This is a genomic window from Paenibacillus amylolyticus (genome assembly GCF_003719335.1).
Classification (GTDB): Bacteria; Bacillota; Bacilli; order Paenibacillales; family Paenibacillaceae; genus Paenibacillus; species Paenibacillus amylolyticus_D.
The window spans coordinates 747,718-768,313 of record NZ_RIAS01000001.1 but is presented as its reverse complement, the minus strand read 5'-3'; the positions used below and the strand labels follow the sequence as shown (position 1 = coordinate 768,313).

The 20,596-nt window shown below is 44.4% G+C and carries 18 protein-coding genes; 15 read left to right on the top strand and 3 right to left on the bottom strand.

Features of this window, described 5'->3' with window-relative positions; translation table 11 throughout:
* Window positions 1-80 precede the first annotated feature (80 nt).
* A complete protein-coding gene (locus EC604_RS03360) occupies window positions 81-1,832 on the top strand; it encodes an ABC transporter ATP-binding protein (protein WP_123062883.1) in 1,752 nt (583 codons plus the stop codon).
* Window positions 1,833-1,910: 78 nt separating this feature from the next.
* Here the strand turns inward: EC604_RS03360 and EC604_RS03355 are convergent, their stop codons facing one another.
* Together EC604_RS03355 and EC604_RS03350 are read right to left on the bottom strand one after the other, a co-directional pair.
* A complete protein-coding gene (locus EC604_RS03355) occupies window positions 1,911-2,690 on the bottom strand; it encodes a hypothetical protein (RefSeq protein WP_123062728.1) in 780 nt (259 codons plus the stop codon).
* A 163-nt stretch (window positions 2,691-2,853) separates the two neighbouring features.
* Complete coding sequence (locus EC604_RS03350) at window positions 2,854-3,918, bottom strand: suppressor of fused domain protein (RefSeq protein ID WP_123062727.1); 1,065 nt, start codon at window positions 3,916-3,918, stop codon at window positions 2,854-2,856.
* Window positions 3,919-4,065: 147 nt separating this feature from the next.
* Between EC604_RS03350 and EC604_RS03345 the strand changes: the two genes are divergently transcribed.
* From EC604_RS03345 to EC604_RS03320, 6 genes are all read left to right on the top strand, one after another.
* Window positions 4,066-4,359 carry an MbcA/ParS/Xre antitoxin family protein gene (locus EC604_RS03345; RefSeq protein WP_123062726.1) on the top strand — a complete coding sequence of 98 codons (294 nt, stop codon included), beginning with the start codon at window positions 4,066-4,068 and terminating at the stop codon, window positions 4,357-4,359.
* A 343-nt stretch (window positions 4,360-4,702) separates the two neighbouring features.
* On the top strand, window positions 4,703-6,160 hold the full coding sequence (locus EC604_RS03340) for a glycoside hydrolase family 1 protein (protein ID WP_123062882.1): 1,458 nt from the start codon (window positions 4,703-4,705) through the stop codon (window positions 6,158-6,160).
* Between the two features lie 213 nt (window positions 6,161-6,373).
* Window positions 6,374-8,053, top strand: a complete 1,680-nt coding sequence (locus EC604_RS03335) for an S-layer homology domain-containing protein (protein ID WP_123062725.1) — start codon at window positions 6,374-6,376, stop codon at window positions 8,051-8,053.
* A gap of 58 nt (window positions 8,054-8,111) precedes the next feature.
* Window positions 8,112-9,542 (top strand): glycoside hydrolase family 1 protein, encoded by a 1,431-nt coding sequence (locus EC604_RS03330; RefSeq protein ID WP_123062724.1) that lies wholly within the window; start codon window positions 8,112-8,114, stop codon window positions 9,540-9,542.
* Window positions 9,543-9,766: 224 nt separating this feature from the next.
* Window positions 9,767-10,618 carry a BglG family transcription antiterminator LicT gene (gene licT / locus EC604_RS03325; protein WP_090915167.1) on the top strand — a complete coding sequence of 284 codons (852 nt, stop codon included), beginning with the start codon at window positions 9,767-9,769 and terminating at the stop codon, window positions 10,616-10,618.
* A gap of 127 nt (window positions 10,619-10,745) precedes the next feature.
* Window positions 10,746-12,647, top strand: coding sequence for a beta-glucoside-specific PTS transporter subunit IIABC (locus tag EC604_RS03320; RefSeq protein ID WP_123062723.1), 1,902 nt, complete (start codon window positions 10,746-10,748; stop codon window positions 12,645-12,647).
* A gap of 110 nt (window positions 12,648-12,757) precedes the next feature.
* Here EC604_RS03320 and EC604_RS03315 read toward each other — a convergent pair whose 3' ends face one another.
* The gene (locus EC604_RS03315; RefSeq protein WP_123062722.1) at window positions 12,758-13,135 is read right to left on the bottom strand and encodes a PilZ domain-containing protein; all 378 of its coding nucleotides are present in this window, start codon (window positions 13,133-13,135) and stop codon (window positions 12,758-12,760) included.
* A gap of 152 nt (window positions 13,136-13,287) precedes the next feature.
* On the opposite strand from EC604_RS03315, the gene EC604_RS03310 reads away from it, so the two are divergent.
* From EC604_RS03310 to EC604_RS03275, 8 genes are all read left to right on the top strand, one after another.
* Entirely contained in the window at window positions 13,288-13,749 is a 462-nt protein-coding gene (locus EC604_RS03310; protein WP_123062721.1) for a DUF6386 family protein, read from the top strand.
* Between the two features lie 58 nt (window positions 13,750-13,807).
* Window positions 13,808-14,485: a hypothetical protein gene (locus tag EC604_RS03305; RefSeq protein ID WP_123062720.1), complete on the top strand. Its 678-nt coding sequence runs from the start codon at window positions 13,808-13,810 to the stop codon at window positions 14,483-14,485.
* Window positions 14,486-14,526: 41 nt separating this feature from the next.
* Window positions 14,527-14,859 (top strand): hypothetical protein, encoded by a 333-nt coding sequence (locus tag EC604_RS03300; protein ID WP_123062719.1) that lies wholly within the window; start codon window positions 14,527-14,529, stop codon window positions 14,857-14,859.
* Window positions 14,860-14,988: 129 nt separating this feature from the next.
* Window positions 14,989-15,300: a hypothetical protein gene (locus EC604_RS03295; RefSeq protein ID WP_161556845.1), complete on the top strand. Its 312-nt coding sequence runs from the start codon at window positions 14,989-14,991 to the stop codon at window positions 15,298-15,300.
* A gap of 141 nt (window positions 15,301-15,441) precedes the next feature.
* Complete coding sequence (locus tag EC604_RS03290) at window positions 15,442-15,990, top strand: sigma-70 family RNA polymerase sigma factor (RefSeq protein ID WP_240036625.1); 549 nt, start codon at window positions 15,442-15,444, stop codon at window positions 15,988-15,990.
* Window positions 15,980-17,158 (top strand): DUF4179 domain-containing protein, encoded by a 1,179-nt coding sequence (locus EC604_RS03285; protein ID WP_123062717.1) that lies wholly within the window; start codon window positions 15,980-15,982, stop codon window positions 17,156-17,158. The genes EC604_RS03290 and EC604_RS03285 overlap by 11 nt, the downstream gene beginning before the upstream one ends.
* Before the next feature lie 197 nt (window positions 17,159-17,355).
* Window positions 17,356-18,399 carry a pectate lyase gene (locus tag EC604_RS03280; protein WP_123062716.1) on the top strand — a complete coding sequence of 348 codons (1,044 nt, stop codon included), beginning with the start codon at window positions 17,356-17,358 and terminating at the stop codon, window positions 18,397-18,399.
* A gap of 310 nt (window positions 18,400-18,709) precedes the next feature.
* Entirely contained in the window at window positions 18,710-20,227 is a 1,518-nt protein-coding gene (locus EC604_RS03275) for a methyl-accepting chemotaxis protein (protein ID WP_123062715.1), read from the top strand.
* Window positions 20,228-20,596 lie beyond the last annotated feature (369 nt).

Below are 20,596 nucleotides of genomic sequence, written 5' to 3'. Positions count from 1 at the left end.
TAGGGTAGGTTTAATTGTCAAGGTATGGAATTGGTTACATATGAGAAGATAGAGCAGATATGAAAGGAATGGTGCACATCGTGGAACCTTTGCTGAGAGTAAATGATTTGTCCGTCTCTTTTTACACGGGTGATAGTGAGTTTCAGGCGGTCAAGCAGGTCAGTTTTGAACTGCAGAAAGGGGAAACGCTGGGCATCGTCGGGGAATCAGGTAGTGGTAAAAGCGTAACCGCACGCTCCATTATGAGGCTGCTTGCCTCTCCACCGTCTCAGATGAAATCGGGTGAAATTCGTTTTAAAGGTATGGATCTCGCCGGGAAATCACAAAAAGAGATGGAGCATATTCGTGGTCGGGACATTGGCATGATCTTCCAAGATCCGATGAGCTCGCTTAATCCAACGATCAAAATTGGTCAACAAATCTCGGAAAGTCTGATCAAACACCAGAAGTTATCGAAAAGGGAAGCGAAAAAACAAGCCATCGCCATGATGGAACGAGTAGGCATCAAACAAAGCGCTATCCGTTATAATCAGTATCCGCATGAATTTTCCGGTGGCATGCGTCAGCGGGTGATGATTGGTATTGCCCTAGCTTGCCGTCCTGAACTATTAATCGCCGATGAGCCGACTACAGCTTTGGATGTAACGATTCAGGCTCAGATTTTGAACCTGATGAAAGATATGCAGGAGCAATTGGGGACGTCGATTATTCTTATTACACATGACTTGGGTGTGGTTGCTGGCATGTGTGACCGGGTGGTTGTAATGAAAGAGGGAGAGATCGTGGAGACAGGTACTACAGCGGAGATTTTTGAAAGTCCAAAACATCCGTATACCGTCCGTTTGTTAAACGCGCTACCTCGGCTGGATGAGAAGAAGAAACCTAAATTGGTCTCTCAGGTACCCAAAGATCTGGAGGACGATCAGCCGCTGCTGGAGGTCAAATCTCTGAGACAGTATTTTAACCTCGGAAAAGGCAATACGTTAAAAGCAGTGAATGATATCAGTTTTCATATCCGTCAGGGGGAGACACTTGGCGTTGTAGGCGAGTCAGGCAGCGGAAAATCCACGACAGGAAGAGCGATTCTTCGCTTGCATGAGCCAACGGGAGGCGACGTGCTGTTCAAGGGCATTCCGTTGCAGCGACTCTCGCCTGGAGAGATGAAAACGATGCGACGACATATGCAGATCATTTTCCAAGATCCATATGCTTCACTGAATCCCAAAATGAGAATTATGGACATCATTGGCGAGGCGCTTGATATCCATCAGCTGGCAGGTAATGCCGCACAGCGACAGAAGCGAGTGGAAGAACTGCTGGAGATGGTGGGGCTTGATTCATCGCATGCACAGCGATATCCACATGAGTTCTCGGGTGGACAACGTCAGCGAATTGGCATTGCAAGGGCGCTGGCGGTAGAGCCAGAGTTTATCGTTTGTGATGAGCCGTTGTCGGCACTCGATGTCTCTATTCAGGCGCAGATTGTGCAGTTGCTTGAAGAGCTGCAGCAGCGCTTGGGTCTAACGTATTTGTTCATCGCGCATGATCTGTCGATGGTCAAACATATCAGTGATCGGGTCGCTGTCATGTATAACGGCAAAATCGTGGAACTGGCCGAGAGTGAAGAACTGTATGCTAATCCGCAGCACCCGTATACGAAGGCGTTGCTGTCAGCCATTCCGGTTCCTGATCCGGCGGTGGAGAAAAATAAGCCACGTATCGCTTTGGTAGATCAGGAGAAGGAAACCAGTGGCACGGGAGACCGATATAATCTGGAGCATTCGCGCTGGGTCGAAGTGAAAGAAGGACATTGGGTCGCCCTGTCTAGTTAAACGCTTTTGTTTAGTTATGTAAAAAAGAAAAAAGAACCCCGGCGTGATCTGTTTCAGATCGCTACCGGGGTTTCGGTTTTATTTGAATTGAACCGACTTCTTAATATTGTCGATCTCGGCTTTGGTTTGATCATCGAGATATGTGAAGATGAAGTTGAACGCATAACCTTCAATGATGGTGCTGTAGTATTCCTGAGTGATTTTGCTTCCGTCAGCTGCATTCGTCGTGATCTGCATCAGATCCATTTCTTTGCCACCGATGGTTTCTTTGGTGAAGTCTTTGTATTCATAAGGGAAGTTGCTGTCTTCCATGAACTTCTTGGTAGCTTTCAGGTAGTCCTCCCCTGTAAGAATGCCTTGCAACAAGCTGACCTTCTCGGCGATGACCATTGCAGATGGACCGACCTTGCCGCCATCGAGCGGATATTGGGATGCCATGAGCAGGTTCAATGTCTTGGCTTGAGACAGTTCCATCTGCTTTTTCTTCTTTTCATCGTCACCGGCAATGGCTTCAGAGGAAGCACTCGTCAGTTGATTCATGCCCTCGGCATCCTGATACTCCCATGCCTCGGGGAATTTCAGGGATACGCCAAAATAGTCATTAGTGTAAGAACCCTTTTGTGTTGTCCCCAGCTCTATTTTGGATGAGTTGTCGGTTTCTTTGTTATCTTCGCTGGACGCTTCTGATTTGTCGGCATCATCTGTTTTGGCTGTGCCAGCATCTGCGCCTGTAGTTGTTTCAGCGGCGGCAGGATCGTTTGATTTTGCATTGTTATCTGCTTTGTCTCCGCAGGCAGCGACTACGATCATCATCATGATGAGCATAGCGAATAAAGATGTTTTTTTCGTAATAGACATAATACCCTCCTGAGATGTGTGAGTTATTCTCTCTCTTTGTTGTGCGCACTAAAATTGTAGCACGTGTGTTCTCCATTTCCACCTATAGGAAACTATAGGGGTCTCCTATAAATAAGACAATTGACTAGCCATTGAAACAGATTCTGTGATGCAATTCCGTTGATTAGCCGATCGTTTTGATCACATTCCCTTCCTGATCTTTAATCTGCGTGGGCACAATCTCAATAAGAAGCTTGTCCAGTGAAGGGACCTGAAAGGAACCGGCCTGCGGGCGAAGCTGTTCTGTAATTTCAAGCACAGCTTGCTGATTCACGGTCAGTCTCACCTCTCGCTCCGTTTCTACCAGAGATGGATGCTCCCCAGCTTCAAAGACAATATTGATATTTGGCCCGATCAGGGACAATGTTGCTTTTTTGGCGATTCGGCTCCGCAGGATGCTGGCTAGAAGGGTTGCTTGTTGAGCGCCCAACTGAAGCTTGGCAGGAATGTTTTTCTGTAGCAGTTTTTTGCGTGCAGACTCCCAGCTCAATTGTTGTATGAACAAAAAGGCGGTGCTTGAACCGTCTTCCTCAATGCCGCGCTCCGTCGCTTGGATCACCGAAGGGATATCTGCATAGGAATTCCTCATCAGATCCGTTACATATTTAGGCATATAGCTTTCACAGGCAGCTAGGAAACCGCGGGTATTCCAGCTCTGAATCATTTCCAGTTCACGGCAGGTGATGCCGACCATTTGGATAAATTGAACAGAACCATTCGGCGTATTCAGTTCAGGTAAATCTGGATCTTCTACGAATGCGAGTGCGGTCAACAGCGTATCGGAGTTCAGGCAGATCGGGCCGTTGGCATCCAGATAATCTCCGGGCTGAAACAGGTTACCGCTGTTAAAGACGTATCGCCCCATATTTTGGAGCAGATTGAGTGCCCAGGCCGGCGGCTCGGATTCATTTTCACAGCGTGTAAGGCGAAATGTAAGTTCAAAACCATATCCACTTCTGGATGCATCATCGCCCTCTTTGCCGTAAAGCTCCGAGAAGCCATAGGTTACAAAATGCCAATGAGGCATCGGCGTATCTACCGCATAGGCACTTATCCCGTCCAGTGGGTCAGGTCCGCCAAGCATATATGGAATGGCTGTGCCATAATGTTTAGGTTCCTGCTCTCCGTATAGTTGCTGCGCAGCTTGGTCAATGGCGTCCCAACCAGATGTGTTTTCTTCTTCGGCCATGATGTGTTCCTCCTTGATTGTTCTCTCCCTGAAAATCATTTAAAATTAAGTCTACTAGTTATAACAGCGACTACAAGCGGCTTAAGTCTGAATTCTCTGAGATAGGACCAGGGAGTTACACATCTTAATGTGAAGGAGAAATGTTACATGAGTATGCAAGATATGTATTTTTCTGTGTTTAAACAGGAGCACTGGGATTCCTTCGTCGAACTATTTGATGAATGGTACGCTCAATTGCCCAATGAATGGAAAGAAGAGGCACGATTAAAAGGTATTCCAGAAGATATAAGCCGGGTGCTTTTGTGTGAAATGAGAGATTCCGCGTTGAAGTGGATAGATAAAAAGGTTCCAGCTCTGGGGGACCAAAGTCCTGCAAGTTATCTGGAAACGGAGGAAGGAGCCAATGCCCTACGGGCAGCAATTTTGCGAATGCCACGTTAGAAGTAGCTTTAGAAATGACGTTAGAAATAAGATATTATTCATTATAAATACGTTGTATAGGTAATTTTAAAGAGGATCTAGACCGTACGTTTTGGGTGAATTTGATTTTACGAAATAAATATGTTACGCTTACATCACAAGAGCAAAACAACAGAATATGTTATAACATCTTTTGATGGATTGTAACTGTGAAGACAGGCAAAACCTAAACTGATGGTGAAATGAAAGCCCCTTTTTTGGTGCTATTTTACCCTGAGTTTAGGTTTTTCTTGTTTTCTGCTCTGTTTTGGAGTTGTTCTTGCCTATGGAAAACCAAAAATTATTTCGAAAAGAGGTTGTTATGATGACCACGGCAAAAAAAGGATTCCCTGAAAACTTCCTGTGGGGCGGGGCTACAGCTGCGAACCAACTGGAAGGCGCATTCGATAAGGACGGAAAAGGTCTCTCCACAGCGGACATGATCGCTCATGTGCCAAAAGAAAAGCGTACGGGTGGACATGCCATGGAAATTTCCTCTTCCCGAATCGAAGAGATTCTCTCTGGCAAAATTGAAGAACGTTTCCCGAAACGTTTTGGTATTGATTTCTACCACCGTTTCAGAGAAGATATCGCACTGTTCGCTGAAATGGGCTTCAAAGTATTCCGTTTGTCCATTCACTGGGCACGTATTTTCCCGAACGGTTATGACCAAGAGCCAAATGAAGCAGGTTTGAAATTCTATGATGAAGTATTCGACGAATTGCATAAATACGGGATTGAACCGCTCGTTACACTGTCTCACTATGAGACTCCACTTGGTTTAACGCAAAAATATAACGGCTGGGCAAGCCGTGAAGTGATTGGACACTATGTGCGTTACGCGGAAACCGTATTTAACCGTTACAAAAATAAAGTGAAATACTGGCTGACATTTAACGAGATTAACGTGATGGTATTCAGTCCGTACACTGGCGGCGGTATTCTGATTGATAAAGTAGACAATAAGCTGCAAACCACTTACCAAGCCTTGCATCATCAATTTGTAGCAAGTGCTATGGTAACAAAGCTGGCACATGAGATTATCCCTGGCTCCCAAGTGGGCTGTATGCTTGCGCGTATGGAAACCTATCCGGCGACTTGCAATCCGGTCGATGTACAACTGGCTCAGCATGAGAATCAGCTTAACCTCTTCTTCACGGACATGCACGCTCGCGGTAAATACCCGAACTACATGGCACGTTATTTTGAAGAGAATAACATTGTTATTCAAAAAGAAGCAGGCGATGATGAGATTCTGCTGAATAACACGGTTGATTTCATCTCGTTCAGTTATTACATGTCCGTGACCAAATCGGCTTCTGCGGATGCGGCTGAAACTACAGGCAATCTGACGGGCGGCGTGAAAAACCCTTATCTGGAAGCTTCCGACTGGGGTTGGGAGATCGACCCGATCGGTCTGCGCGTAACGTTGAACAACTTCTGGGATCGTTATCAGAAGCCGCTCTTTATTGTAGAGAATGGTCTGGGTGCGTATGACAAAGTGGAAGAGGATGGCTCCATTCATGACTCTTACCGGGTAGATTACCTCAAAAAGCACATCGAACAGATGAAAGAGGCGATCAAAGACGGAGTAGAGCTGATTGGTTTTACTGCATGGGGCCCGATCGACCTCGTGAGTATGTCTACCTCCGAAATGTCCAAGCGTTATGGCTTTATCTACGTGGATCTCGATGATGAAGGTAACGGAACACTTGCACGCTCCAAAAAAGATTCATTTGATTGGTACAAAAACGTCATTGCGAGCAACGGTGAGCAACTTTAATTCTTTCGCTCTGAAAGAGAATATACATCCGCAATAAACACCTGAAATAAAGAGATATTCAGTGATGACATTCTTAGGATTGTTACCGCACAGGAGCGGGCAAAACCTGACTTAAAAGTGTGATATGAGCTTTCGCTTCATACAACCCTTTTGGTTGGCGCTTGTCCGCTTTTTACTTTGCAATCAACCATCATATGAGCTGGAGGGGTTCTTTTGAAGAAGTGGAATAGAGGCGTTAAACATGTTTCTTGTATGTTGGCATTAACGCTAAGTCTGAGTGTGATCTGGCCTGGGACAACAGGTGCAGCAAGCGCACAAGTGACGCAAATTCAGGCAAATACGTTTGTTGGTGATCCGGGTGAAATGGTCGAATCTTTTGACATTACGGTTTCAGACGTGGAAAAATACAAAAATCTGAAGGCGTCGGACTTTGATATTACAGGGAACTATGACGGTTATCCGTTAAATGCTGCAGGAGAAATTGTGCAAGACAATTACGAAGACGATGGCATCACGTTGTCCATGAAAGATCATACCATTCATATGACCGTGAAACCTTTCAAATATCCTGGAGGTCTGAAATCCGAGTTTGCCGTAACCAGCCAATTGTATCCAGAGCTTTCTTTTGATAAAAAAAGTGTAAATCAGGTAAAAACCCGCACCGTCGATGAGTTTGAAAAAGCAGAATTTACTGCAAGCAACGGTGTAACGCTATCCTATAACCTGAAGCGCAGTCCTTCCAAGGAAGCGAAGCCGCTCATGGTATGGCTTCACGGCGGTGGTGAAGTTGGAACAGACGGACGCAATCATCTGACTGCGAATCGCGGTGCAGTAGTCTGGACAGAATCAGGGCATGATACTTCTGTACTAGCGGTGCAATATCCTGAGAATTACAGCTTCAAAATTTACAACAATGCAGAGCAGCTACCCATAATGAAGGTATACTTTGAAGCTCAGGTTGAGTTGATCCAAAAGCTTGTTGCCGAAGGAGAAGTAGACCCTGACCGCATTTATCTGTCTGGTGTATCTAGTGGCGGTGGAGGTGCATTCCGCTTCCTGATGCAGTATCCTGATCTGTTTGCTGGAGCAATCATCGTTGCTGCCAAAGATACCGTTGCGGATTATACAGGTTCCGTTGACGCCTTCAAGCAAGAACTGAAAGGCATTGTGGATGTACCGATGTGGATTATGCACGCTCAAAATGACCCAACAACAGATAGTCGTACTAGTTCACTTGCTTATCAGGCTTTGACCGAAATGGGAGCCAAACAGGTACATTTAACGTTATACGATGATGCATATATGGACAGCCGCAGATTCTACGGAGGTTTGAAACACTGGTCATGGGTGCCTGCCTTCAACAATAAAGAGGTTATCGCGAGTTTGTTCAGACTTCATAAAGGTACAGCTGGAGAGCAGACAGGTCCCTCATCGGAGCATGGTGTAAAGCCTACGGAACCTGTAACTCGTGCGCAGATCGCTGTGATACTATCGGATGTTCTAAAGCTTTCGGAAGGAACTGAGGATTATCCTTATGTTGACAGCGCTCCTGACTGGGCTACTCAAGCCATTGCGAAGGTGACCAAGGCAGGTCTAATGAAAGGTATCGGAAACCAAAGGTTTGCCCCAGAGAGCGAAGTAACACGTGCGCAAATGGCAGTTATTGTAGACCAAATCCTGACTAATAAGGATTGGAAGCCTGCTACAGATTCGGTGGAACTCGTGTTTGGCGATGTCGACAGTAAGCATTGGGCACATGCAGCGATTCAGAATAGTGCTCGCGCTGGTGTAATGACGGGTGTGAGCAAAGGGAAGTTTGATATGAAGCAAACCGTAACGGGTGCACAGCTTGAGCGGATCATGGAGCGTTTAGAGCAAGTGGGGACCAAGTAATCTTAGAGCGGATAATAAATAAATTCTAATTATTCAATTGTCGAGAGGATGAAGCAAAATGACAACGCCATTTCCGAAGGACTTTTTATGGGGAGGTGCAGTAGCGGCCAACCAGCTTGAGGGAGCATATAATGCCGATGGCAAAGGTTTATCTGTACAGGACGTTATGCCACATGGCATTACAACCCCAAGAACTGAAGGGCCTACCGAAGATAACTTGAAATTAATCGGGATTGATTTCTATAACCGCTACAAAGAGGATGTCAAACTGTTTGCCGAGATGGGCTTTAAGGTGTTCCGTACATCCATTGCCTGGTCTCGCATATTCCCCAAAGGGGACGAGCTGGAGCCGAACGAGAAGGGTCTGCAATTTTACGATGACCTGTTCGATGAGTGTCACAAGTACGGCATTGAACCGCTCGTAACGATCTCTCACTACGAGACGCCGCTGCATTTGTCTAAAACCTATGATGGATGGGTTAATCGTAAAATGATCGAGTTTTACGAACGCTATGTTACCGTGCTGTTTAATCGTTTTAAAGGCAAAGTGAAATACTGGTTGACGTTTAATGAGATCAACTCCATTCTGGAAGAACCATTCATGAGCGGTGGTATCTATACACCGAAATCCGAGTTGTCCAAACAAGATCTGTATCAGGCGATCCATCATGAATTGGTTGCCAGTGCCCTTGCTGTCAAATTGGGACATGAAATTATGCCAGAAGCGAAAATCGGGTGCATGGTGCTGAGCATGCCGACATATCCGCTTACACCGAATCCAGACGACGTTGTTGCAGCGATGCACGCAGAGCAGCGTAATGATATTTTTGCTGATATCCATGCACGTGGTTATTATCCGAAATACATTAATCGTTATTTCAAAGCGAATAACATCAACATTAAGTTCGAAGACGGGGATGAGGAAATTCTCAAGCACACCGTAGACTTCATCTCCTTCAGCTATTATGTAAGTATCTGTGAGACCGGTGATCCGGAAAAACGTAAAGAGGGCAAAGGAAACCTGTTTGCAGGAGTTCAGAACCCCTACTTGAAAGCAAGTGAATGGGGCTGGCAGATTGATCCTCAGGGCTTGCGCGTAACCCTCAATAAATACTGGGACCGTTATCAAAAACCATTGTTTATTGTCGAAAATGGTTTGGGCGCCGTAGATGAGTTGGCTACAGACGAGGACGGCAATAAAACGGTTCATGATGACTACCGCATTCAATACTTGAATGATCACCTGGTGCAAGTTGGTGAAGCTCTCGAAGACGGTGTCGAAGTGATGGGGTACACGTCATGGGGCTGCATTGACTTGGTGAGTGCATCTACGGCAGAGATGAAGAAACGTTACGGTTTTATCTACGTAGACCGTAATAACGACGGTTCAGGAACGCTGGAGCGTTACAAGAAAAAATCGTTCCACTGGTATAAAGAAGTTATTAGTACTAATGGCGCAAGTCTTATCGATAATAATGCAAAATCATAATTCCAAAGTCATTGTTGTATGAGTGCCTTTTATGTCGCATTAACGCACATTAACCGCTTTCAGAAAAACGTTGTCACATGCGATTTAATATGGTAAGATAGGCCCAAGGCTAAAGAATACTGGATTGTTACTGTTCAATCAGGCAAAACCAGAGGCAGGCATACTTTGTGACCTGTTTTGGTTTTGCCTTTTACTACTTTGACGGTGCAAGGTGATGTGAAGAAATGAAAATTGAGAAGGTACTCAACAACAATGTAGTCACTGTAATTGACCCGGGAGGTAACGAACTGGTCGTTATGGGACGTGGAATTGCCTTCAAAAAGCATACTGGTGAATTCATCGATGAGAGTCTCGTCGAAAAAATATTTTCGCTCGAAAGTAAAGAAGTTTCTCAGAAATTGAAGACGCTTCTGTCTGATATTCCGGTTGAATATGTAGAGTGTTCAGATGAGATTATTCGTTACGCTGAGACGGTACTAGGTGAGAAGCTTCATGAAAGCATCTACATTTCACTGACGGATCATATTCATTTTGCTATTGACCGACATCGTCAAGGATTGCAGATCCGCAATGCATTATTTTGGGAGATCAAGCGCATGTACCGGAAGGAGTATGCGATCGGTCTCAAGGCATTGCAGATTATCGAAGAAACGTTAGGTGTTCTTCTTCCCGAGGACGAATGTGCATTCATCGCGATGCATCTGGTTAACGCCCAGATGAATGGTGAGATGAGAGAAACGATCAGCATTACGAATATCGTGAAGGATATTCTGAACATCGTTCGGCGCAGTTTCGTGATCGAGCTCGACGAAGATTCACTAAGTTATTACCGATTCCTGACCCATTTAAAGTTCTTTGCTCAACGCGTATTGCAAGGTACAGCGATTGAAGACAAGGAAGAGGATAATCCGCTTCATGACTTGGTGAGCAAACAATATCCGGAAGCACATGCTTGTGCAGTCAAGATTAATGATTATACACGTAAAATCTATAATCGGGTCTTGTCAAAGGAAGAAGTATTGTATCTCACGATTCATATCGAACGCATTGTCCGAAATGAACAAACAATCGAATAATTTGGGATTGTTACTGCAAAAAAGGCAAAACCTAAACGTTGAATCATGATAAGCTATTCTGCTTTGTCATGGTCCAGTGTTTAGGTTTTTTTTAAACCTTCAATACACATAAAAGGAGCAAAACACAATGGATAAACAACAATTGTCCAAAGATATTCTGAAGCTTGTTGGTGGCGAAGAGAACATTGATCAAGTGACCCACTGTATGACAAGGCTCAGATTTAACTTGAATGACAACAAAAAAGCCGACAAAGAAACATTAAAGAACACACCTGGGGTTATGGGTGTTATGGAGAATGGTGGACAGTTCCAGGTCATCATCGGTAATGATGTACCGAAGGTATACAACGCGCTGGTAGGCAACATGTCCAAAGGTGCAAACGCCGGATCTTCTACGGCTTCTACAGGCCCGAAACAAAAGAGAAATCCGATAAGTGCCCTGTTTGACTTCATCTCAGGTGTATTTACTCCAATCCTCCCAGCGATTACCGGCGCAGGTATGATCAAAGGGATCGTGGCGATCCTTGTAGCGTTTGGCTGGCTGTCTGATAAGAGTTCGACTTATGTTATCTTATCTGCGATTGGTGACGGTGCTTTCTACTTCCTGCCAATCATCCTTGCCATCAGTGCTGCTAAGAAATTGGGAAGTAATATGTATATTGGTGCAGCGCTCGCGGCCGGGATTATGCATCCAACCATTACAGCTTTATTGGCAGAAGGAAACTCATCGTTCGCGGGGATTAAAGTCGTCGCAGCAACCTATTCTTCAACGGTTATTCCGATTGTTATTGCGATCTGGATTGCTTCTTACGTGGAAAAAGCGGTTGACCGCATTACCCATTCATCAGTAAAACTCATCGTCGTACCAACGGTGACCTTGCTGATCATGGTTCCACTTACATTGATTGCGATTGGACCACTGGGTTCCATTATCGGTAACGGTATGTCTGGCGGTATTGCTTGGTTGTTCGAAAATGCGTCCATCCTTGCAAGCATTCTGATTGGTGGTACGATGTCACTGTTAATCATCACAGGTATGCACTATGCCTTGTTGCCAATCATTGTAGGTTCCATGACAACATTAGGTTATGACTTCATTATTCCTTTGATGCTAGCAGCGAACTGGGCCCAAGCGGGTGGAGCGATTGGTGTAGGACTTCGTTCCAAAAATGGACAAACGAAATCTCTGGCTTATTCCACAGGTCTGACAGCATTTATGGGGATTACTGAACCGGCGATGTATGGTGTTAATATGAGATACAAAAAACCGTTTATTGCTGCACTCATCGGTGGGGCAATTGGTGGTGGCTTTATGGGTATTGTCAAGGTAAAAGCATTTGTACTAACAGGCCTTGTAGGTTTGCCAGGACTTGCGGCATTTATCAGTCCGTCCATCAGTACATTGATTTATGGTATACTGGGTGGTCTCATTGCGATTGCTTCTGCAGCAATAATTACGTACATCCTGGGATTCCAGGAAAATAATGCGCCACAAGCAGCTGCAACTTCAGCTTCTACAGAAACTGCAACGACAGCAACTTCAGTTCCAGTGGTAGCGGAAGAAACACAAGCAACGGATGAGCAAGTATTCAGCCCGATCACAGGTGAAGTGAGACCGCTTAGTGATGTTCCTGACCCTGCATTTTCTGAAGAAATTATGGGTAAAGGTTTTGCGATTCAACCGGCGGAAGGCCGAGTTGTTTCTCCAATCAACGGAACGGTATTCTCATTATCGAAGAGCGGACATGCTATTGGTCTCGTAAGTGATACAGGTGCAGAAATGCTGATCCACATCGGGATTGATACGGTGAAGCTGAAAGGCCAGTTCTTCTCGCCTAAAGTTCAGGCAGGAACCAAAGTGTCTGTGGGTGATGTCTTGATGGAGTTCGACCGGGAAGAGATTGAAAAAGCGGGTTATACAACGATTACACCGGTAATCATCACCAACATGCATCAATATACTTCGATTGAGTCTGCTGGTCGCACGACTGTTAAGGAACAAGAACTGCTGTTCACGGCAAAAGCATAATTCAATATAACAAAAGCAGTTGCTTTCCTGGAATATTTCCAGAGGAGCAACTGCTTTTTTGATCTTTTTTAACGATATAAAGATGTCTCTATTTCGTATGTACATTGTATTTATTTGACGATGATTTTACCTTGTCCTGCTAGCATACGCATTTCCCGGGACAGACGATCCTGATCTTCAACTGCGACTTCAAGTTGAACACCGTAACGCCATACCATGTTATGTTCCATACCCCAGCGAAGTGTGCCTTCAATATATAATAAATCTTCAAACAGCTTCAAGTTGATGCCGATGCGAATATCGTTATGCTCTACAGGGAGGGACAGTGGAAAAGCAAGCTGACAGCCCGAACGACTGATATCACGTAATTCGGCCTGAATAGGCTTGGAGGGACCGTCCATGCCATTAATGCTCAGGATATAGATTTCGAAATGCATAGGTTCTTTCAGAGTATAACGAAAAGGTTCTTTCCTATTATTAATTGGCATAGATTCCTCCATCAAGTTCAAAAAAATTCCGTTATGGATATATCGTCAATTGTTAACCAGAAATGAAGAGTAACGTTACAGAGATGGTTCGGGAGTTCGATTTTATGTGTGGGGCGGGCTTGTTATAATAAAAGATGAAGGAGAGGATGAGCATGCAAGGAACATTTCAGATGGATACAGATACAGCGACATTATGTTGTTATGATCTGGCGTCATTAGAGCATCGTCTTCAGGATACACCTGACTGGTGGTCGATCCCGGATGATGAACTGGAGGAGGTCAACGCAGGTCATTGTCTGTTTCTGAATCTGGGTGAGGACGGAACGTATGAGGTGCACTGGAAGGTGCAAGCAGCTGTTCTGGAACCAGAGAGTGAGGCGGATCAGGCAAACATATATTATTTTCAGGTTCCTTCGGGTAAGGTTTATTTAGGATCAGCAGATGATGTCAGCGGCGGTGAACTGGAGCCGGATGAATTATCTCAAGGGATCTTCTTACAGCTAAACCCTGGAAATTATGCTTGTACTGTATTTAAAAAGGAAAATCAGATATCGGTTACGATCCAACCTAGTGACCAGGGGAAGAACAAGGTACAGGATTTGATCCGACTATAGCGTGCCTTACATAGATTGAATAAATCACATACCTAGATCATTTTTAGGAGAGATGGATATGCATCAATGGAGCGGGACACCGATCATGAATGCTTCTATTTTGCACCAGCGGATAAAGGCACTTGCCGCACTAGATATCATTCTGTCTGAAGAGGACTGGCTCCGCGTACATCGTTATCACCATAACACATTACAGCCAGATACAGCATGGGGAAGCGTGAATAACGGGGCAGGGGATCATCTGCATGTATTGTTTACGAATACGGGCACGTTACTCAAAGGGTTTGATCATGAATCTCCGCTTAGTCCGCATAACCGTGAGGATGGTGAGATTTACCCGGGGATGTATGATGAGGTGCCAGAGGTGTTCATGCGTATTTTGAGTCAACACGAGGAAACGCTGGCTCGGAAGGATGTAACCTTCTGTATCTGGCAGGAAGGGCACAATCTGGATTGGAAAACAGGCAGCTCAGTTGGACTTGCCATGGCTCAGGAAGACCAATCGGATGCTGAGGGTGGAGTAGCATTTCTGTTCGGTTATATCGAGGAAACACCGAAGTCATACATCGATTGGGCAGAAGATTACTACGATATACAGGATATGTCTTTGACAGCTGTAACTGAAATATATAACAATGCACCGATTAGTGCCGACCTGATTCGAGAATTGAATCCGAAGCGTGATGTGCTCGCTGTGATGGATGAACTCCAGCAATATGGATACGCAGTACGATGAAGTGAAGTCGAGTAAACGATGTATGATGGAGGAACTTCATTATGGGCTGGGAGTATGGGATCAGAACGAAGGAGCAGGAGTACACCAGGTTGCATGAGATCATGCTTCGACTGGCGGCATCACTGACACATAGCAGGATGTATAGTCTGGAGCAACACACCGATGGTTTTAGTCTTTTGCGTGACGATGCATCATGGCCAAGAGCTTTGGAGGTAGTGTTGGAGGAAGCAAGCGGGTTGGATGAAGTAGCGGATGGTGAACGATACATCTACTGCCTGTTCCATATCTGGGGGGAGGAAGGACGAGCCTGGAAACAACAGATGGAGGGTGTGACGAATCAGTATCCAGGAGTATTTGAATGGTTTGAATTGTGAGTGCCTGAAGTGGTGATTCGGAAAGGAGTGAATGTTGTGCAAAGACAAGCCAAAAGCAAAATTCCGGTACTCTTGTATCAGTATGAAGGCACTGAGAGGAACATAGGGTTTACCTTATCCCCTCTATATATGAACGAAGATGTGCGTGAGATAAGGCAGGAAGATATGCTGTTCATCTATGATGAGGATTTTAAACATATTCGTCCAGCAATCAATCGTGTTTTCCCTTTAACGGACCCGCGGAGTGGAGAAGAATTAGAGGCATTTGATCCATGTTGGGACAATCCGATTGTGAAGAAGGTATGGGCTGTTGTTTTATCTGAGCTGGAACAGGTTAAAGTTGCTGAACCGGAACTGCGGGTGTTTTTGGATTCGTTGACAGTTTGGATTCGGAACGTTCTGGAGTCAGCTGATGGAATTGAGATTACGGGCAATCTGTGAGTAGATGTAATTCGATTACGAGTGCAGGAATAGTAGCTCCTATCTATAGATGGTGAGCTTTTTTTCGTGCAAAAAAATGAAAACGGTTTGGTCGGTTCTTCCGTCTTATACCAAAGAGAGAGAGAGAAGGAGGGGAACATTGTGGATAGCGAAACAGGGATGGAGCAGATGAACTGGATACATGTGCACGATGAATCAGCGTTTATTCATTCCGTTATGGAGCATCAGGATACGTTGTTATCTATAGCTTATAGCTATTTGCGGAATCGGCAGGATGCGCTGGAAGCAATACAAGAGATGACCTGCCGGGCCTGGATTAAACGTCGTTCGCTAAATAATGAGAAGGCATTTAAATCATGGATCATTCGAATTTTGATTTATGTCTGTATTGATGAACAGCGTCGCCGCAAGCGTACTATACCTCAGCCGGATGAGAGGTTGGAGAAAAATATCCCAGCTTCATGGATGATTAGTGCCCAAGATAATCGTATAGCCATGCAGTCCCTTTTGCTGAAAATAAAACCGAAGTATAGGCATGTATTATTGCTTAAGTACTACAACGATATGACACTTACGGGTATTGCTTCAATCCTTGGCAAACCGGAAGGTACGATTAAGACATGGCAGCATAAGGGTCTTGAACAATTACGGAAGCTGATGAAGAATAGGAGGGATTGGCATGACAACTAGCCCGGAGGAAAAAGCATTGCTGGCAGATGCATACGAGGTTAACAAGGAGCGTAGAGAATTAGATCCGGCGAATATGACTGCTGCCATACAACGAGGCTTGGCGGAAGCCAGAACGAGTAGATCAAGTAAAAGAAGACGAGGAAAATGGATCACGGTGCTATGCGCTGTATCACTTGCCGTGGCGAGTATTCTGTTCGCATCACTTGGAGACTTCGGGCAGCAACGGTTGACCTCTTCCGAGTCTGAAGTTCATTGGGGAGAATTGGAGCCTTTTCGTGAATTGCTGCGCAGAGATCAGGAGAGTGCTACCCTTACCTCAGCCCTCAACCACAATTATGTTCAGCGTTTAGATCAGACGGTGACGATGGGGAAATACACGTTTACGCTGGATGCATTGATGGCAGATGAGAATCGAGTGATTCTCTTATACTCTGCTAAGACGGATACACCGAGTGGTGTATATTCCATAGAGAACACGAAATTAATGGATGCATCCACAGGATACGTGATTGATAATGGCAGCATTAACGGTATCCGTTTCTCAGATGAGAATCATATTCTTCGAGGCCGAACCACATTTGACCGAAGTCGCAGCAAACCGCTTCCGGAAAAATTAAATTTTGAATTTCAGCTTTCCTCTGTCGTTCCTGATCGCCTCGATGATGGAAAAGGGAAGGGAAAAGAAAAAGAGCAGGAGCAGCAGGGGGAGAATTCGCAGGAACGAAAGTACGAATTTTCTAAAAAAATGAATGTTGTCGTTGCATTAGACCCGAAATTTTCAATTCCTAAAACGGAGATTATTCCTGTGAATCAAACGTACAAGTTTGGGGAGTACGAAGTGTTGATCTCGGACGTGGAAATTTCGCCGCTGGTTACACAGGTAAGGGTTGATTATGATCCCAAACAAAAGCTTGACTATGAGAAGGAGTCGTTCATTAGCGATATCATTCAGCCGTTGGAGATCGTAACGATCTCCCAAAAAGGGAAGCAGACAACCTTATCTAGGAATGGAGGCAGAGGCACAGGGAATGGCATGATGTATTCGTTCAGCAGCAATTTTCTTGATGAACCCAAATCGATCATATTGAAGATGCAAGGAAAACCCGGTAAGGTTTACGGAAATATAGAAGATGCTGCAAAAGATCAATTCGAAATTAAAATTAAATAGATGCTTAAGAATAGATAGGATGAGTTCATGGGTTACGTGTGACATGGTCTCATCTTTCTGTTTTTTCACGATATCTGACCTGCTGTTGCAAAAAAGATAAGATAATTGTCTTTTTGCAATAATTGTATTGTCACAATGCAGGTTACAAGCTATAATCGAGTTGTTTGAAGGGACAAATTACAAAGGATGGTGATATTTTGAAGAAGTTTTCATTGCTTTTACTCGCAGTCACTTTATTGTTGTTAACGGTTTCAACAGCCCCCGCTACATATGGTGCAGCTAGCTTTCCTAACACGGGCACAAATGGTTTGACTGGTTTTGCAGGTAATGCGAAGAATGAGAACGGTGTATCCAAGGCGGCCACGACAGGGGGGCGGAACGGTCAGGTTGTGTATGTCAGTAATCTGAATGATCTGAGAACACACATGGCAGGCTCTACAGCCAAGATTGTCGTTGTGGAACAGAATATTTCTTCATCCAGCTTGCAAAAAGTTGAATTTGGTTCCAACAAAACACTGGTAGGTTCTTTTGACAGACATACGTTAACGAACATTCACTTCAGATCCACTTCGGGATCAAGCAATGTGATTTTTCAAAATCTGACGTTTAATCACTCCGCGAACATCAACGCCAACGATGATATCCAGATGTATATTACTTCCGGCTCCAACTATTGGATCGATCATGTTACATTCTCGGGTCATAGCTATAGTTCTGGCGGCAGTGACCTGGATAAGCTTCTGTATATCGGTGACCGCGCAGACTATATCACGATCAGTAACTCCAAATTTGCGAATCACAAATACGGCATTATTCTAGGACACCCGAATGACGGTAACAGCAGCTATAACGGTGTGCCTCATGTGACCATGTCCAATAACTATTTCGAAAACTTGTATGTACGTGGTCCTGGACTTATGCGTTATGGTTTTTTCCATATCAAAAACAATTATGCCAATAACTTTAACCAAGCAATTACCATCGGAGAAAAAGCGCGTATTTATTCGGAAAACAATTACTTTGGCGCCGGAGCTGAAAAAGGCGGCATTCTGGACGACAAAGGAAAAGGAGAATTTACGGATACAGGTAGCACACCTGCTCTGAACAGCCCGGTTTCTCCAAAAACCAATTGGAGACCAAGCAATAATTACAGCTATCAGGTTGAAAGCGCAGCCTATGCACGTGAGTTCGTTACGAAATATGCCGGATCATCGAATACAACACTGGTATTTGGCAAGTAACAGCCGGACAGCATGTTAAAGGTTCCTAATAAAAGGTATGACAGAGTCTGCTTTATGCGTATCTACGCATGGGCAGGCTCTTTATATTTTGTTTATGATAATATGCAATGATATTATTTTTTAGATGATATTTCATTTACATGATGTACAGCCGATATATTGTTAAGTAGCGCTGTGTGTATGTTTATGAAGCCTATATGCACTATAGTATGACAGGGTGATTTTTCGAAGCAGGGATCATTACCAGTCACTTCATATCCATTCATCACAGCTTACATCTGGTTAAACCTACATCAAAGGCGGGGTACTCATGAATCGGTTGGACGAAATTATTTGGAAAAGAAATAAAATGATTACAGTGATGTTGTGGATTGTCGTGACTTTTGGAATGATTATCGCTTTTACAGATCCCAAGTTATTCGTTTCTAACGCTCTAGTCATTGTGTATGGTATTTGGCTTATGTATGCCAATGCCAAAAAGAAGCATATTCATCTTATTCCATGGATCAATGTTACACTGATTAGTGCTTGTGGCATTTTTGCCGGTTGGGGGACTGTGGATCCGTTTATAGCAATTGTTATAACGAGTCTATTATTAATGTATCCTGATAAGCGAGTGTTCCTTACCGGTTTCTCGGTTTTACTTGCAAACAACATTTTACAGCTTGTAATCGTTCCGGTTTCTACCCAGGAGCAGTTTATAGAAAATATTACGAATGTGGTACTTTTTGCAGTAGCAGGTGTGATTTTAGTCCTTGTATCTACATTGAATCAAAAGTTATTTCAAGAGAGTGAGCATAGATGGAATGAAGTAGAACATTCACGGAAGCGTGTAGAAGAAATGCTGGAACGAGTGAAAAAGTCCGTTGTTGGACTTTCCCACTATACTGAACAACTCAAACAAAAGGTGGATGCTACAGGGTCCATAACAAATGAAGTAACACTTGGTTTTGGAGAAGTTGCCAAAGGAGTTGAGTTCCAGGCAACAAGTATTGCCGAAATTTCAGAGTCTCTTGCTCTGTCTGACCGCCAGATTCAAGATGTAGCGTCCTATTCCCAGCAGATGAAAGAGCTATCTGCAGACATGGCTTCAAGCACCCAGTCGGGCAGTGCTCAGATGGATCAATTGAATATGCAGATGAGCGAATTGGATACAGCCATTCATACAACCGCCGATGATATGCAGAAGTTTAATGAACAAAGTGAAGCGATGACGTTGATGCTGAACAGCATCTCCGATATTGCCACACAAACCAATCTGCTGGCATTAAATGCGGCCATTGAAGCTGCTCGTGCAGGCGAGCATGGACGTGGATTCGCTGTAGTATCGGAAGAGGTCCGCAAACTTGCTGAAAGTTCTGGCCAATCCGCTAATGAAATTACAACAATCCTCACGGGGCTGAGAACGCAGACCCAAGCATTAACCATGAGATTTGAAGGGATTCGCCAATCTCTACAGCGTGGAAGGAACAGTGTGCAGACAGCAGGGGAAGTGTTTCAGTCCATTCATCATAGCTCACAGGACGTCCTTACTCATGCAACCGATATGGAGACAAGCTCGACCACAATGAAGACTTCCTCAACACGGGTAGTGAATGAGGTTTCGGAAATTTCCAGTGTAACACAGCAGTCCAGTGCAGCAACAGAAGAAATCCTAGCGAGCATGGAAGAACAGCGCAGCCTGACACAGAATATGGTGGAAAGCTTTGGGGAGTTGGAGATGCTAATCGTGGATTTGAGCTTATTGGTGTCCGATCATCAAGTAGCTAGTATGGGGACAGGTCAGGAAGCGAATGCGCAAAGGAAAGCAGTTACGGCAGTAGCTTAAAGTTATAAAATCGGAAGCTCCTTAAATGTGGATCAATCGCAGGGATTGAAGATGTGCGGGAAATTCAGATCAACTAAATAAGTTTACTTAGGAGTCCGGAAACGCGTAAATAGACGTGTTTCCGGACTTTTTTACGTCTAAAGAACGCATTGAACCGCTTCATTAAGGTGGGCATGTCGTGAAAATATATATTTTCTTAACATATATTAATTTTAGACATAAATTACCGATATACATAAAGTGGCGCTGACTGCACGTTTATGAAGTTAATATGTACTATGCTAAAGGCGCAGGAGTTACGGAACTACGTATAAGCAGGACTATGGACTGAGATTAAACTTACAGTGGCCTACATGTGTTGAATTTTTT

What these genes read in the sequence shown, in the direction of transcription:
- EC604_RS03355 (WP_123062728.1), bottom strand. Translation starts at nt 2,690, where the DNA reads ATGTCTATTACGAAAAAAACATCTTTATTCGCTATGCTCATCATGATG.
- EC604_RS03300 (WP_123062719.1), top strand. Translation starts at nt 14,527, where the DNA reads ATGGGCTGGGAGTATGGGATCAGAACGAAGGAGCAGGAGTACACCAGG.
- EC604_RS03315 (WP_123062722.1), bottom strand. Translation starts at nt 13,135, where the DNA reads ATGCCAATTAATAATAGGAAAGAACCTTTTCGTTATACTCTGAAAGAA.
- EC604_RS03330 (WP_123062724.1), top strand. Translation starts at nt 8,112, where the DNA reads ATGACAACGCCATTTCCGAAGGACTTTTTATGGGGAGGTGCAGTAGCG.
- EC604_RS03340 (WP_123062882.1), top strand. Translation starts at nt 4,703, where the DNA reads ATGACCACGGCAAAAAAAGGATTCCCTGAAAACTTCCTGTGGGGCGGG.
- EC604_RS03320 (WP_123062723.1), top strand. Translation starts at nt 10,746, where the DNA reads ATGGATAAACAACAATTGTCCAAAGATATTCTGAAGCTTGTTGGTGGC.
- EC604_RS03295 (WP_161556845.1), top strand. Translation starts at nt 14,989, where the DNA reads ATGAACGAAGATGTGCGTGAGATAAGGCAGGAAGATATGCTGTTCATC.
- EC604_RS03350 (WP_123062727.1), bottom strand. Translation starts at nt 3,918, where the DNA reads ATGGCCGAAGAAGAAAACACATCTGGTTGGGACGCCATTGACCAAGCT.
- EC604_RS03310 (WP_123062721.1), top strand. Translation starts at nt 13,288, where the DNA reads ATGCAAGGAACATTTCAGATGGATACAGATACAGCGACATTATGTTGT.
- EC604_RS03285 (WP_123062717.1), top strand. Translation starts at nt 15,980, where the DNA reads ATGACAACTAGCCCGGAGGAAAAAGCATTGCTGGCAGATGCATACGAG.
- EC604_RS03275 (WP_123062715.1), top strand. Translation starts at nt 18,710, where the DNA reads ATGAATCGGTTGGACGAAATTATTTGGAAAAGAAATAAAATGATTACA.
- EC604_RS03305 (WP_123062720.1), top strand. Translation starts at nt 13,808, where the DNA reads ATGCATCAATGGAGCGGGACACCGATCATGAATGCTTCTATTTTGCAC.
- EC604_RS03345 (WP_123062726.1), top strand. Translation starts at nt 4,066, where the DNA reads ATGAGTATGCAAGATATGTATTTTTCTGTGTTTAAACAGGAGCACTGG.
- licT (WP_090915167.1), top strand. Translation starts at nt 9,767, where the DNA reads ATGAAAATTGAGAAGGTACTCAACAACAATGTAGTCACTGTAATTGAC.